The organism is Thiocapsa marina 5811, assembly GCF_000223985.1.
Lineage (GTDB): Bacteria > Pseudomonadota > Gammaproteobacteria > Chromatiales > Chromatiaceae > Thiocapsa > Thiocapsa marina.
Genome location: NZ_AFWV01000009.1, coordinates 277,997 through 291,944, shown reverse-complemented (window position 1 = coordinate 291,944; position 13,948 = coordinate 277,997). Strand labels below are relative to the sequence as shown.

The window sequence follows — 13,948 nt, the reverse complement described above, 5'->3', positions numbered from 1 at the left end:
TGGGTTGCGCGGCGGAACCGGATCGGCGGTGCCATCCGGCGATACCGTCGGATCCGGATGGCCCGTAGGGTCCGCTGTGCGGACCATTGGCGCCATGGAGCAGCGTCGTTGCCGGTGTGATGCCATCGGTCCGCGCAGCGGACCCTACAACGGGTGTCGTTGGGTTGCGCGGCGGAACCGGATCGGCGGTGCCATCCGGCGATACCGTCGGATCCGGATGTCCCGTAGGGTCCGCTGTGCGGACCATTGGCACATGGAGCAGCGTCGTGGCCAGGCGGGATGCCGTCGGTCCGCACAGCGGACCCGACAACGGGTGCCGTCGGTCCGCGCAGCGGACCCTACAGCGTGGACCGGGATGGACGGGTGGGGCGTTCGGTCCGCGCAGCGGAAGCTGCGCGCAGGCGGTTGAGGATGCGGCGCAGATACAGCAGGGGTAGGGGATGGTCGATGCCGGCGTATTTGATTCGCATGTAGTCTGCGGGCGGAAACAGGTGCTCGCGGAGGAGTTGCAAGGGTGCGCGCCAGCCGGGAAGCGCTCGTAGGTCGCTGAGCAAGGCGGAGCGCTCGTCGGCAAAGCCCGCGGGGGAGAGCCATTGGGTCGCCGCGGCGCGCCGCAGGGTCGCGAGGGTTTCCTCGGGGATGCTGGTGTGGAGGTGGACGCGTGCGGCTTGGAGTCCGTCGAGGAGGAGCCCGGCGATGCCGCGTGCTCGGGCCAATTTTTCGATCGACCGCCATTGGTCTTGCTCCAGCGTTTCGGCGAGCAGATGGATATCGTAGAGCCAGATCAGGCGGTTGGCGCGACCGGTGCGGATGTTGGCGATGCGATGCAGGCAGGCGATCAATAGGGCGTGCGGTGGTGCCGGGATGCGCGCGTGAGGGCCGAGCGACGGCAGGGCCTGTGCGGCTGCGGCGATCTCCGCGAATCCGAGCCTTGCTGCGAGCGCGGGTTGGTTGAGCGGAGACCAGTGCAGATCGAGCGAATGGGCGATGCCGAGCGCATCGTGCCTCACGATCGTGATCGCTTGGGTGATCCAGTCGCCGTCGACCGCATTCGGGCGTCGGTAGCCGGAATCGGTCAGCAGATCAACGGCCGATATGGCAGCGGCGCGGTTCCGAAACACCACGTCGAGATCGCAGCGACTCCGCCGGTGCGGTTGGCGATAGAGACTGTAGGCGAGGGCGGTGCCTTTGATGACGACGGGCTGAAGGCCCGCGGTGCCGAGTGTCTCGAGCAGGCGCCGGTACTCAGACTCGCGAAACAGCTCGAGGGAGGCGTCGCGGTGCTCGCGGCGACGCAGGATATCGAGCAGGGCCGGTGGTACGCATCCGGCGTCGGGACGCTTGATCAGGCGTTCGGCGAGAAGACCGACGACACCTTCGGCCTGGGCCGTTTCAACCAAGCAGTCGATCTCGATGGCGCCCAAGCCGAATGGCCAAGGCGGATGTTCTTCCCGGAGGGTGGAGGCGATCCATCGGAGATGCGCATCGGTGCCGCTGTGGCTGTCGATCGGTCCTCTTTCATGAGAGCGGTCACCCAAACCCTCGGTCGCTCGTGACACCCGCTCTGCAGGGTCACGCATGACCCATGGCGCTCTGCGCCGTGGGCCGCGATGGCCGGAGTCATGAACAAGTCCGTCGATCGCAGTGTCGGGGGGGGCTTGGAAGGGCCTTGGGATGCGTATTCACCGCTCAAGTAGAACCGGCGGATCGGACGAAGTCAATTGAGCTCGCCCGCGTCCTTCATCCTGTTGGATAGGCGTTGTGCGCAGTGCTTGTCGCGGCTATTCTGCAATGGCATTCAGGCCGTGATTGGAGGCGATCCGCGAATCGCTGCGGTCGCGCGTGCATGTCTATCAGGCACCAAGAGGGCTGTCCGAGATCGGTAAGGTCGGCTCCGACTGCGATGCGGGTTGCGAACGATCGTGTCTCACGCCCCGTTGATCGCGCCACCGCAATGGAACCAAGTTCCAAGGAGATGTTCATGAAGATCTTTCTCGCATCCTTCACGGCGATTGCTTTTCTGAGTGGGTGTGCCCTGATGGCCCCGGCGGGTCCAAGCGGCAAGCCATCGGAAACGCCGCCGCGGATTGTCTTCGACAAGGACTCCAAGCTCTGGGACAACCCCGCCCTGTTCGGCGATGTGCCTCCGGAGCTTCAGACGATCGGTGATGCGTACTGTCAGGACTCGGGTTTCGAGCGGGCGGCCGGTTATCATCCCAAGGCGCTGGACGAGAACGGTGACCTGTTCGAGGGCGGCGGCTACTATTGTGTCGGTCGGAAGAAGAGCGACAACGGCTAGACGGCGGGCAGCGAGGGTGATCTACGAAGCGCCTTATCTATATCTATGACCCCGAACGCCCGAGCCAAAAGCGACCCGTGACACCGCTTCGCGGTGCCATGCATGCCCCTGGCGCTCTGCGCCACGGGGCACGAGCGAGACTGACGTCCACCGCGTCCTGCGCCGACGCCGGTGGACCGTGCTGTGCTTGTCCAGCGAATCCACCGTTCCATTCACCAGCGTGGCCGGGTTGATGAGCGAGACCAATCCGAGCCCCCCTTCCGTTGTTCCCGTGACGAGTCGTGTTTCAGGTGCACACGAGCATCGCGGTGTGGGTCAATCTCGAGGCTGCCCGAGTTGGTTTGTGGCGCTGCGATCCATCGCGATGGAGAAGCCGGTGCGTGTGCGGGTGAACGGAGACTGTATGGCCCCGCTGGTCTGTCACGGCGCCGAGGTGGATGTGGGATATCCCCGACGCTGGTATTGGCCCGGCGACGTCGTGGTGTTGTTGAGTCCGGGTCGGGGTTTGCTCATCCATCGCATCATCGGTGCCTACCGACGGCGCGGCGATTGGATGTTTCTCACGCAGGGCGACGCGGCTGAAAGGCCCGATATGGCCGTGGATGCGAAGATGATCCTGGGTCGCGCCTGCGGCGGCGGCTGTGCGCAGATTCTGGTCGCTATCCCGGGACGCCATCGCGTATGGGCGTTTTCGCGCTTGATCCGTTTTGCCCTGACGCGCGCTCGACACGCTCTGCCGGGGCGTCCGTGACCCGCGCTCGCAGGGGATCGCCACGCGTTTGTGCGCCGGCCGGGGCAGGGGCCTTGCCCGACGCGGCCAGGTCGATGCGTGTGTCCGGTCGTGATCGATCGGCGGTCTTGTCTCCCCTCGGGACGCGCTGCGGCGCAGATCCGCATCGCGGATGAAGATTTCCGTCATCACGGCAACCTGGAACTGTGCCGGGACGGTGGCTGACTGTCTGGTCTCGGTGGCCGGGCAGACTTACGCGGCGCGGGAGCATCTGCTGATCGACGGCGGCAGCCGGGACGGGACGCTGGATGTGCTTCACGCGCATCGCGCCGGGTTGGCGGTCCTGGTGAGCGAACCGGACGAGGGGATCTACGATGCGCTGAACAAGGGCATTGCGCGGGCGACAGGCGAGGTGGTGGGTTTTCTGCACGCCGACGATGTCTATGCCGATGCGCAGGTGCTGGCGCGCGTGGCGGCGGCCTTTGCGGATCCGGCGGTAGATGCCGTGTACGGAGATCTGGTGTACGTGCGCAAGGCCGATACCGGTCGGGTGGTGCGGCATTGGCGCTCGGGGGCCTATGATCCGGCGAGCCTGCGGCGGGGTTGGATGCCGCCGCACCCGACGCTGTATCTGCGTCGATCGCTGTATGAGCGGCACGGCGTGTTCGACCGGCGCTATCGGATTGCGGGGGATTACGACCTGATGCTGCGGATGCTGAGTCGTCTGACGGGCCAGGTCGTGTATCTGCCGCAGGTGCTGGTGCGGATGCGCGTGGGGGGCGAGAGCAACCGCTCGTTGTCGCGGATCCTGCGCAAGTCCGGGGAGGATTACCGGGCGTTGCGGGAGAACGGGATCGGCGGGGCTGGGGCGTTGGTGTGGAAGAACCTGTCGAAGGTGCCGCAGTTTTTTCGGCGGGGGTGAAGGGTGAGGTGGGTCGGGCTCCTCATTGCACCGTATTCCGAGGGCGGCTTTTTCCTTTTTCCATCGGTCGTGGCACGGTGCGGTTCGTGCCTCACCACACCCTACGGGTGGGTTGTCGGGATTCGCTCGCTCCCACGCTCCGCGTCCGACGTTCGATGACTGCGTGTGCGTCTCGATCGGATTCGGTTTCCCCGCCTGCGGGGTCCGACGCGGAGCGTCGGGGCTACACTCCCACGCGGAACGTGGGAGCGAGATGGTGGGGGGTGGGGCGTGGGAGCGAGTACCGATGCCGATGCGTTCTCATCCGGTGAGATCGGGGATGAACACCGACTCCAGGCCGAGCACGCGGGCGGCTTTCTGTAGGCGCCGGTCGAAACAGGCGAACTGGACCTGCTCGTGACTTGCCTCATGGAGCGTGCGCACAGCGGCGAGTTGGACGCTGTCGTAGCCCCGTAGCGCAAAGGTGTCCGCATAGTCGCCAGCCAGCTCAACCAGCGCTTGGGTGACCTCAATGATCGCGTAGTCATTCCAATCGTTGCGTAGACGACGCCGGACGGTATCGATGGCACCGGCATCGGTTGGATTGTCGCGTGAGCGCCTTGCCAGCGCTGCCATCGCCTCTGCCCAAGCGATCCGACACACGGCGGTTGCCGAAGCCGCCCCCGCCGCTGCCAGCATTGTGTCGGTGAAGTCTTCCCGAACGTAAAGCTTGATCAAGGCGGACGTATCGCAAAACAGGATCAACCGCGGTCCTCCAGCACCATCCGGCTGACCGGCGTCCCTTCGGCAGACAACTCGACCGGCGGCGCGAGCTGAGGCTTTCCGCCACTCCAGGACAAGGTACCGCTCCCGATCGACTCTCGGAGTCCCTCGGCAGTGCCTGAGGGAATACCGACGATGCGGGCGATCAGCTTGTTGTGGGACGTCACCTCGATCGATTCCCCGGCCTGCGCTCGGGTCAGGATACGGGAAAGATTGGCCTTCAGATCACGGATTGCCACCTGCATCGGTAGAGACCTCTGCGTCTATTGTGACTACAGCGTACCTCATGAAGAGGTGATTGTGGGTACAGCTTAGGTGGTGGCGTTGGTCCACGGTTGGACGCGTCGACCCGGCGGCAGGGACGCGGAGCGTGGGAGCGAGTAAGCTCACCCCAGCCTACGGTTTCCCGCATTTCGGTCCAACGCGGGAATACGTTCACAGTCTCTCCGCGTGGGAGCGAGTCAGAAGGCAGATGACCACGGGGGCGACTCAAGCCGCCCCGAGGCTTGCGTACAGGGTCTTTGTTCAGGTCGGCGAGGATGTCGACAACTGATTGTCGAACGGGGCGTGACGTTTCCAGCGATAGGTCTGAAAGTCACGCTCGTCGGTGGATAGGATGCGGCCGTGCCCGAGTGCTTCGGCCAGCACGACAAGCGATGCATCGGCCAGATCCATGGGGAGATCGGAATACTGCTGCATCAGTTCCGCGAGGCGTGGCAGGTGGCTGCGGTCGATGGCGAATAGGTCCGCTGCACCGTCGCGCAGGCTATGGATAAACGCCTGTTGGGCATGCTCGCCAACGCGGCTCAGCAACAGATGGCAGGTTTCGGTGGCGACCGGCCAGGTGGTGATCAGTCCTTCGGTCGGCTGGGTCAGCCAAGCGGTTGCCGCCTGGTGCCAGCGGTCACGCCGGTTTGCCAGAGCGAGCCAGAAACCAGTGTCAGCGATGATCATCCGTCTTCTTGGCCAGGGACTCGGTCAGATGTTTTTTGTAATCTCGAGAGAGCTCGGGGTCGGCCTCGCCACAGCCAATGAAGGCGTTTCGGCGCAGGATGTCGGCTGCACTTTGGGGCTCGACGGCCTCTTGTGCGTAGTAACGATCGATGGCGGCTCGCAGCACATCGGTGCGACTGCGGCCGGTGCGCCGACAGAGCTCATCGAGTTTTCTGGCGTGTGCATCGTCGAGCCTGGCGTTGACTCGCATCTCGCCTCTCCATCAGGGTTGTATGACGTAAGGTATGACGCGTTTAGTGGGGTGTCAATCCGAGGTGCAGGAGCAACTTAGGCTTTCCCGATAGGCATTGCAGGGGCAGTGCCGGGATCCTGATTCACGGCTTTTGACGGGGGATTGAAATTGCCCCTACCGTCGCTCCTGGCGGTCGGCCGGGAGGATTGGGCTCAGGGAATGCGGACCTCGGTTCCGGGAAAGCGCTGAAGCAAGGCGTCTCGGAGGGCGGTCTTGGCGCCGTGCTCGCCGTGGACGAGGATCACCTCGCGGGGTGGCGGGGACATGGCGCCGATGAAGTCGAGCAGGTCGTGTTGGTCGGCATGGGCGGAGTAGCCGCCGATGGTGTGGATGCGGGCGCGGATGTCGTAGCGGCGGCCGTCGAGCTGGACATAGCCGCCGCGGGGTCCGTAGCGTTGGATGTCGCGGCCCGGGGTGCCGGCGGCTTGATAGCCGACGAAGAGAACGTCGTGGCGCGGATCGCCGAGCATGGCCTTGAGGTAATTGACGATCCGCCCGCCGGCGCACATGCCGCCGGCGGCAATCACGATGGCGGGACGATGCTCGCGGGCGAGGTACGCGACCATGCGCAGATGTGCGGCGTGGTCGTCGACGGTGAGCATCCGATCGAAGGCGAGCGGGTGGCGTCCGGCCGCGACCCGGGCCTTGGCCTCGCGGTCCCAGTGTGCGCGCAGTCGGCGGTAGCCGGCGGTCAGGTCCGCCGCCAGCGGTGAATCCAGCACCACCGCGAGATCGTCCCAACGCCACTTGCCGCCGGCGCCTTCGGTGCCTCGGTTCTCGTGCACCAAGGTTTCCAGCTCGTAGAGCAGCTCCTGCGTCCGCCCGATACTGAAGGCCGGGATCAAGAGCGTGCCGCCGTCCTCGAAGGCGTGCTCGACCATGGCCCGCAGACGCTGATGACGCGTGCTGCGGTCCTCGTGGATGCGGTCGCCGTAGGTGCTTTCGAGCACGACGATGTCGGCGGATTCCGGCGGCGTCGGGTCCGGCAGCAGCGGGGTGTGCGGCGCGCCGAGGTCTCCCGAGAAGAGCACGCGCGTGGTGGTGCCGGCGCGGGTCAGGTCGCATTCGACGTAGGCGGAGCCGAGGATGTGACCGGCTTGCTGCAAACGGATGCGCAGCGCGGGATCGCCGGTGATCAAGGGGTGCCAGTCGCCGTACGGCAGCGGGACCAGGCGTGCCCGCAGTCCGCGCAGGACGGCGTTAATGAGCGCCGCATCGCGCGTGACGCCGACCTTCAGGGCGTCTTCCAAGACCAGCGGGAGGAGCTCCGCCGAGGCCTCGCCGCAGAGGATGGGGCCGCGAAAACCGGCGGCCAGGAGATGAGGCAGGCGACCGATGTGGTCGATGTGCACATGCGTCAGGATCAGCGCCTGGACCCGATCGACCGGGAAGCCGATGCCGGGGCGGTCGGCACCGGAGCCGTCCGAGGCGGTCTCCGCTCCCTGAAACAGCCCGCAGTCGATCAGGACCGAGCGGCCGTCACCGAGCATCAGCTCATGGCAGGACCCGGTAACGCCGTCGACGGCGCCGTGGTGTGTGATCAATGATGTCGTGTCCGTCATGACGTCTCCGTCGTCCTTGGTGGTTGGTCGGTAGCGCGCTCCCACGCGGAGCGTGGGAGTGAGTAGGGTGGACAAGCGCAGCGCAGTCCACCAGCGCCGGCGCGGGGTTCGGTGGACTGCGCTTTCGCTTGTCCACCCTACTGGCAGGCTTCGCACTCGGGGCCGAGGATGGAGCTGACGGCGGGTGCGGTGGCTCCGGTCCCATAGCTCGCTCCCACGCTCCGCGTGGGAGTGTCGCCCCGACGCTCCGCGTCGCGACCCCGCAGGCGGGAAAACCGGACCCGATCGAGACGCCCGCGCATTCATCAAGCCTCGGACGCGGAGCGTCCACACCAGGCTCCCGCGCGGAGCGTGGGAGCGAGTGATACCAAGCCTGCGCAGAGGCGGTGACCGAGTAGCTCTGCGTCGCGGGGCGGCGCGGTCGGTCGTGGATCGGCGCAGGGACGTATCGCAGACGGTGCGCGTCGCCATGGCGGCAGGGACGCGGAGCGTCCCGGCGACACTCCCACGCGGAGCGTGGGAGCGAGTAGGGTGGACAAGCGCAGCGCAGTCCACCAGCGCCGGCGCGGGGTTCGGTGGACTGCGCTTTCGCTTGTCCACCCTACTGGCAGGCTTCGCACTCGGGGTCGAGGATGGAGCAGGCGGCGGGTGCGGCGGCGCCGTTGCCTTTTCCGTTGCCTTTGCTTTTGTCGAGCGAGAGATAGTTGCCGCCGACGGCGCTGAGGCGGTTGGCCTTTCCGGCATCGTCCATCGTGGATTTCTCCACATGGGTCGCGCCCATGGAGCGCAGGTAGTAGGTCGTCTTCAGTCCCCGCACCCACGCCAGCTTGTAGAGGTTGTCGAGCTTCTTGCCGCTGGGCTCGCGCATGTAGAGGTTGAGGCTCTGGGCCTGGTCGAGCCACTTCTGACGGCGGCTGCCGGCCTCGACCAGCCAGCGGGCGTCGACCTCGAAGGCGGTGGCGTAGAGCGACTTCAGGTCCTCCGGGATGCGGTCGATCTGCTGGATCGAGCCGTCGTAGTATTTGAGATCGTTGACCATCACCGAGTCCCAAAGGCCGCGTTCCTTCAGATCGACCACCAGGTAGGGGTTGACGACGGTGAACTCGCCAGAGAGGTTGGATTTGACGAAGAGGTTTTGGTAGGTCGGCTCGATCGACTGGCTGACCCCGACGATGTTGCTGATGGTCGCGGTCGGGGCGATGGCCATGCAGTTGGAGTTGCGCATGCCGACGGTGCGCACGCGCTCGCGCAGGGCGTCCCAGTTCAGTGTGGTGCCGGCGTCCATCTGCAGATAGCTGCCGCGCGCCTCCGCGAGCAGCTTGATGCTGTCGACGGGCAGGATCCCGCGGCTCCAGAGCGAGCCCTCGAAGCTCTGATAGCGCCCGCGCTCTTGGGCGAGATCCGTGCTGGCCTGGATCGCGTAATAGCTGAAGGCCTCCATGCTGTGGTCGGCGAACTGCACGGCCTCGAGGCTCGCGTAGGGGATGCGCAGCCGATAGAGGGCATCCTGAAAGCCCATGATGCCGAGCCCGACCGGACGGTGGCGCAGGTTGGAGTTGCGCGCCTGCGGGACGTTGTAGAAGTTGTAGTCGATGACATTGTCGAGCATCCGCATGGCGGTGCTGACCGTCTTTTGCAGACGCTTGGTGTCGAGCCCCTTCTCGGTCACGTGCGCAGCGAGATTCACACTGCCGAGATTGCAGACGGCGATCTCCAAGTCATTGGTATGTAGGGTGATCTCCGTGCACAAGTTGGAGCTGTGCACGGTCCCGACATGCTGATTGGTGTAGCGCAGGTTGCACGGATCCTTGAAGGCGATCCAGGGATGCCCGGTCTCGAAGAGCATGGCGAGCATCTTGCGCCAGAGGTCGACGGCCTTGATCCGCTTGGCGACCTTGAGATCGCCGCGTGACGCGCGCTCCTCGTAGCCGACATAGGCCTGCTCGAACGCCAGCCCGGTCAGGTCGTGCAGGTCCGAGGTCTCGTCGGGCGAGAAAAGGGTCCAGTGTCCGTCCTCGGCGACTCGCTTCATGAATAGGTCCGGCACCCAGTTGGCGGTGTTCATGTCGTGGGTGCGGCGCCGGTCGTCGCCGGTGTTCTTGCGCAGGTCGAGGAATTCTTCGACGTCGATGTGCCAGGTTTCGAGATAGGCGCAGACCGCACCCTTACGCTTGCCGCCGTTGTGGACCAGCGCCGCGGCGGTCATGTAGGTCTCGTCGCCCTCGACCTTGAGGTCGTGGACCTTGGTGACCGGCGCGATGGGCGTGACCGTTTTGACCCGCGTGAAGATCCAGTTGCCCAAGCGGAACCAGTTCCGCTTGGTGAGCGCCGGGACGCCGACCAGCTCGGCGATCTCGGGCACGGCCGGGATGCGCAGATCGAAGGCGCGGGTGATGCCGGTGAAGGAGACCACCGAGCCGTCACCGCGCGTGCCCGTGTGGGCATTGTCGCGCTCGCGATACTGCCCGGCGCAGGGGATGCCGAGTCGCAGGAGCTGATAACGCAAGCCTTCGGCGAGCGCGGCGGAGGTGCTGGTGAAGTAGATCTCTTTGCCGCGGCTCACTCCGCCGTCGGTTTCCAGAAGTCCCTGGACGAGCGCCAGCGCCTGATCGTGCGGCAGATGGCTGAAGCGCCGGGCGATGCGTTTCTTGCCGCCTGCGTCGTAGAGGTCCTCGTAGGTGAAGGGGAGATGGGCCTCGTCCAGTCCGACATAGCGGCCGGTGGTCGCGCAACGGCCTAAGCCCCGGCCGACGGCCCACTTGATTTGGATGTACTCATTGCCCCGCCCGTTCTCCCAGAAGTGGATCCCGCGCTCCGTGAGATAGTCGCGGACGAATTGGAGATGACCCTTGTCGCACTCGGGGTTGCCGGAGATACCGAACTCGCAGCCGCGCGTAAGATGCCCGTCGCCGAGCAGGATGCCGTAGAAGCGTGCATCCGATTGGGTGAGCTCCGGAACCGGTACCACCTCGGCGGGGATGACCTGCGCCACATAGTCTCCGCGCGTCAGCTGGCCGGCCTCGACCCACTCGGGCCGGAAACGGGTCTGCTCGATCTGGCCGAGCGTGCGCTCGATGGATTGCTCCATCGGTACGCCCTGGATCGCCCAGAAGGGATGACCGGCGGTGACGTCCAGATCATTGACCGAATGCTTGACCGCCACCCGGACCATCGGGGCGTCCTTCTGGTCGTAGACAAAGTGCTCCGTGACCTCGCGATAGCGCCCGCGCTGACCCAGCACCAGATCGCCGACCCGCACGTCGGCGATCGGCTTGGGGCCGTCGGCGGTAAAGACGGTGGTCTGCGGTGCGAAGCACTGGTTGACGGCGACCGCCGTATCGTTTGCGACCTTCAGGAAGGGCACCACGCCCTGGCTCTTGCCGTTGGTGCCTTTGATGTGCGCACCCATGCCGCGCACGCGGGTCCAGTCGTTGCCTAAGCCCCCGGCGAATTTCGACAGGAGTGCGTTGTCTTTGATGGCGCCGTAGATGCCGTCCAGGTCGTCCGGGACGGTGGTCAGGTAGCAGGAGCTGAGCTGGGGGCGCAGCGTGCCCGAGTTGAAGAGGGTCGGTGTCGAGCTCATGAAGTCGAAGCTCGAGAGCAGCTCGTAGAACTCGATGGCGCGGGTCTCGCGGTCGATCTCGTTGATGGCAAGACCCATGGCGACACGCATGAAGAAGGCCTGCGGCAGCTCGAAGCGGATGCCGTCGGCGGTGTGGATGAAATAGCGGTCGTAGAGGGTCTGCAGGCCGAGATAGGTGAACTGCAGATCGCGCTCGGGCTTGAGTGCCGCGCCGAGGCGGGCCAGATCGTAGCGGGCGAGCTGCGGGTCGAGATGCTCCAGATCGGCGGCGCGCTTGATATAGGCCGCCAGATAGTCGCTGTAGCGCTCGGCGAGATCGGCTTGGGTCTCGACGCCGCCGGCGAGTCCCAAGAAGCCGAGCGCCTCGCGGCGCAGCACGTCGAGCAGCAGACGGGCGGCGACCTGGCTGTATTGGGGGTCTTTTTCGATCCGCGCGCGGGCGGACATCACGAGCGCCTGTCCGACGTCGGCCTCGCGCACGCCGTCGAAGAGGTTGCGCAGGGTGTCGGTCAGGATGGCTTGTGCATCCACGGCGTCGAGGTCTCGGCAGGCCTCGTCGAGCAGTCGGGTCAGGCGGGCGACATCCAGTGGGCGGGTGGTGCCGTCGGCAAGCGTCACGGAGAGCGGGTGCGCGGCCTCGGCGGGTGTGCTCGCCGCCGCACGCTCGGCACGCTCGCGGGCGCGGGCCTCGCGGTAGAGGACGTAATCGCGCGCGACCTTGTGCTCGCCGGCCCGCATCAGCGCCAGCTCCACCTGGTCCTGGATGTCCTCGATATGGACGGTGCCGCCGCCGGGCAGGCGGCGGGTGAGGGCCGAGGTGACCTGCTCGGCGAGCTCGCGCACTCGGTCGTGGACGCGGCTGGAGGCCGCCGCCGAGCCGCCTTCCACCGCGAGGAACGCCTTGGTCATGGCGACCATGATCTTGTTCGGGTCGAAGTGGGTGACCTTGCCGTTGCGCCGGATGACCTGGACCTTACCCGGGGTGTGGGCGGTGATCTCGGGAGCCGAGTCGTTGTGCCGGGCCGGGGTCGGGGTTGGGGCCGGGCTCTGCTTCGCGGACTGTCCGGGGCGGGCGACGGCGTCTTCGGCGGGCGTGGATTCGACCAACGACGGGCTCTCGGTGGACATGGCTCCTCCTGGGGTGCGGTGTGACGGCGGGGTCGATCTATTGGGTGTTCCGCGGCCTGGACGGCCGAGCGGGTGCTACGCGACAGGCACAATATATGTTGTTTTCGAAATCCGTCAACCACAATATCTTGTGTAAAAGCGGTGGATCAGGCTGTGGGCGAGCTGTGGATAAAAGCGGTCGCGCCAGACCCGACGGGGGTTCGGAGGCGGGCTTGCGGGTGTCGGCAGGGGGGCGGCGGGGCGCGACGAGCGGGCGTCGCGGATTCTCGCAGTCCAGGTCGCCGATCGGAGCGCACCGACGGCAATGCCGAATTGGTAACTTATAACGTAACTGGCTCCCACGCTCCGCGTGGGAGCCTCCCTGGGACGCTTCGCGTCCCTGCCGCCGTGTCGCTGCATCCGGCCGGCGATGCGGCACCTTCCGGCGCACGACCGACCGTGACGCCACGCGACGCAGAGCGTCGGGTCTACACTCCCACGCGGAGCGTGGGAGCGAGTTGGTGGGTGGGACGCGGGCGCGGACCGCTCGGGATCCAACGAAGGCTCCCGCGCCGAATTGGCATCATGTAGCAAGTGCACACGAACTGGCTCCCACGCTCCGCGTGGGAGCCTCCTCGGGACGCTTCGCGGTCGTGCCGCCAAGTCGACGCGACCGGCCGGCGGTGTGCCTGCTCAGATCCTGCGACTCGGAGCGTGAACTCCAAACCACGGATGTCGGAGCACACCATGTCGTGTACATTGCAGCTATGGGCCGCGACCGCTACCGTTTCCTCGAGCCAGACGCTCCGCACTTTCTCACGTGCACGGCGGTCAAGTGGTTACCGATCTTCGCTCAACCTGCCAACGCACTGATCTTGCTTGACTCCCTACGGTTCCTGCAACGCGAGCGCGGTCTCTTGATCCATGGTTACGTCATCATGGAGAACCACTGTCACCTGATTGCCGGCGGACCTGGGCTCGCGCGTTCGATCAGCAGCTTCAAATCATTCACCGCTCGGCAGATAGTCGATCGGATGCGCGAGCGGAACTCTCCTGCGCTGTCTCTCTTGGTCTGGTACCGGGGCCGGCACAAGCGGGGTCGGGATCACCAAGTGTGGCAGGAGGGATCGCACCCGGAGCAGATCGAGGGGGTAACCATGATGCGGCAGAAACTCGAGTACATTCACAATAACCCGGTGAAACGGGGTTATGTCGACGATCCTTTGTGTTGGCGATACTCGAGCGCACGGAACTACGAGGGGTTGGAGGGATTACTTGACGTGGTGACCGATTGGTAGGCCACGCGACGCAGAGCGTCGGGTCTACACTCCCACGCGGAGCGTGGGAGCGAGTTGTGGGGTGAAGCGTGGGAAGTTGGGGTGGAGCGAGGCAGCGTGCGAGCTGGGCGGGCTTACAGGTGTCTGCAGGGACTCGGCGGGGCACGACGAGCGGGCGTCGGGGTCTGCGCCGCCGCCTCGCCGATCGGAGCCGGTGGACAAGCGCCGTGGGGTGGACAAGCGCCGTAGGGTGGACAAGCGCAGCGCAGTCCACCAACGCCGGCGCGGGATTCGGTGGACTTCGCTCTCGCTCGTCCACCCTACAGGCAAGGGGCCGGTCTTGTGAGCGAGGCGCTCCGACGGCGATGATCGGCGCGGACCTGTCTATAATGCGCGGACGGCCGTCGCGAGACGCGCGTCTCTGTCTCGCGAATGCGGCCGACAACAACACAACGGAGGA

At 65.8% G+C, this 13,948-nt stretch carries 11 protein-coding genes; 4 read left to right on the top strand and 7 right to left on the bottom strand.

Annotated features, from left to right (window positions below; all coding sequences use genetic code 11):
* Positions 1-338 precede the first annotated feature (338 nt).
* Positions 339-1,580, bottom strand: a complete 1,242-nt coding sequence (locus THIMADRAFT_RS14865; protein ID WP_007193884.1) for a nucleotidyltransferase family protein — start codon at positions 1,578-1,580, stop codon at positions 339-341.
* Between the two features lie 401 nt (positions 1,581-1,981).
* On the opposite strand from THIMADRAFT_RS14865, the gene THIMADRAFT_RS14860 reads away from it, so the two are divergent.
* From THIMADRAFT_RS14860 to THIMADRAFT_RS14850, 3 genes are all read left to right on the top strand, one after another.
* Positions 1,982-2,299, top strand: a complete 318-nt coding sequence (locus THIMADRAFT_RS14860) for a hypothetical protein (RefSeq protein ID WP_007193883.1) — start codon at positions 1,982-1,984, stop codon at positions 2,297-2,299.
* Positions 2,300-2,642: 343 nt separating this feature from the next.
* Positions 2,643-3,050: a S24/S26 family peptidase gene (locus THIMADRAFT_RS14855; RefSeq protein ID WP_007193882.1), complete on the top strand. Its 408-nt coding sequence runs from the start codon at positions 2,643-2,645 to the stop codon at positions 3,048-3,050.
* Between the two features lie 151 nt (positions 3,051-3,201).
* On the top strand, positions 3,202-3,951 hold the full coding sequence (locus tag THIMADRAFT_RS14850) for a glycosyltransferase family 2 protein (RefSeq protein ID WP_007193881.1): 750 nt from the start codon (positions 3,202-3,204) through the stop codon (positions 3,949-3,951).
* Positions 3,952-4,251: 300 nt separating this feature from the next.
* On the opposite strand, the gene THIMADRAFT_RS14845 is transcribed toward THIMADRAFT_RS14850, so the two are convergent.
* From THIMADRAFT_RS14845 to THIMADRAFT_RS14820, 6 genes are all read right to left on the bottom strand, one after another.
* Positions 4,252-4,695: a type II toxin-antitoxin system VapC family toxin gene (locus THIMADRAFT_RS14845; RefSeq protein WP_007193880.1), complete on the bottom strand. Its 444-nt coding sequence runs from the start codon at positions 4,693-4,695 to the stop codon at positions 4,252-4,254.
* The gene (locus tag THIMADRAFT_RS14840) at positions 4,692-4,958 is read right to left on the bottom strand and encodes a type II toxin-antitoxin system Phd/YefM family antitoxin (RefSeq protein WP_007193879.1); all 267 of its coding nucleotides are present in this window, start codon (positions 4,956-4,958) and stop codon (positions 4,692-4,694) included. Before THIMADRAFT_RS14840 ends, THIMADRAFT_RS14845 begins: the two co-directional genes overlap by 4 nt.
* A gap of 280 nt (positions 4,959-5,238) precedes the next feature.
* On the bottom strand, positions 5,239-5,667 hold the full coding sequence (locus THIMADRAFT_RS14835; protein WP_007193878.1) for a type II toxin-antitoxin system VapC family toxin: 429 nt from the start codon (positions 5,665-5,667) through the stop codon (positions 5,239-5,241).
* A complete protein-coding gene (locus THIMADRAFT_RS14830; RefSeq protein WP_007193877.1) occupies positions 5,654-5,917 on the bottom strand; it encodes a ribbon-helix-helix domain-containing protein in 264 nt (87 codons plus the stop codon). The genes THIMADRAFT_RS14835 and THIMADRAFT_RS14830 overlap by 14 nt, the downstream gene beginning before the upstream one ends.
* Before the next feature lie 194 nt (positions 5,918-6,111).
* Complete coding sequence (locus tag THIMADRAFT_RS14825; RefSeq protein ID WP_007193876.1) at positions 6,112-7,521, bottom strand: MBL fold metallo-hydrolase RNA specificity domain-containing protein; 1,410 nt, start codon at positions 7,519-7,521, stop codon at positions 6,112-6,114.
* 601 nt (positions 7,522-8,122) lie between these two features.
* A complete protein-coding gene (locus tag THIMADRAFT_RS14820; protein ID WP_007193874.1) occupies positions 8,123-12,232 on the bottom strand; it encodes a ribonucleoside-diphosphate reductase subunit alpha in 4,110 nt (1,369 codons plus the stop codon).
* A gap of 731 nt (positions 12,233-12,963) precedes the next feature.
* Between THIMADRAFT_RS14820 and THIMADRAFT_RS14815 the strand changes: the two genes are divergently transcribed.
* Positions 12,964-13,509, top strand: a complete 546-nt coding sequence (locus tag THIMADRAFT_RS14815; protein WP_233490262.1) for an REP-associated tyrosine transposase — start codon at positions 12,964-12,966, stop codon at positions 13,507-13,509.
* Positions 13,510-13,948: the final 439 nt, after the last annotated feature.

Excerpts from the sequence above, each read along its gene's own strand:
- THIMADRAFT_RS14865 (WP_007193884.1), bottom strand. The coding sequence starts at position 1,580 with ATGCGTGACCCTGCAGAGCGGGTGTCACGAGCGACCGAGGGTTTGGGT.
- THIMADRAFT_RS14860 (WP_007193883.1), top strand. The coding sequence starts at position 1,982 with ATGAAGATCTTTCTCGCATCCTTCACGGCGATTGCTTTTCTGAGTGGG.
- THIMADRAFT_RS14850 (WP_007193881.1), top strand. The coding sequence starts at position 3,202 with ATGAAGATTTCCGTCATCACGGCAACCTGGAACTGTGCCGGGACGGTG.
- THIMADRAFT_RS14840 (WP_007193879.1), bottom strand. The coding sequence starts at position 4,958 with ATGCAGGTGGCAATCCGTGATCTGAAGGCCAATCTTTCCCGTATCCTG.
- THIMADRAFT_RS14835 (WP_007193878.1), bottom strand. The coding sequence starts at position 5,667 with ATGATCATCGCTGACACTGGTTTCTGGCTCGCTCTGGCAAACCGGCGT.
- THIMADRAFT_RS14830 (WP_007193877.1), bottom strand. The coding sequence starts at position 5,917 with ATGCGAGTCAACGCCAGGCTCGACGATGCACACGCCAGAAAACTCGAT.
- THIMADRAFT_RS14825 (WP_007193876.1), bottom strand. The coding sequence starts at position 7,521 with ATGACGGACACGACATCATTGATCACACACCACGGCGCCGTCGACGGC.
- THIMADRAFT_RS14820 (WP_007193874.1), bottom strand. The coding sequence starts at position 12,232 with ATGTCCACCGAGAGCCCGTCGTTGGTCGAATCCACGCCCGCCGAAGAC.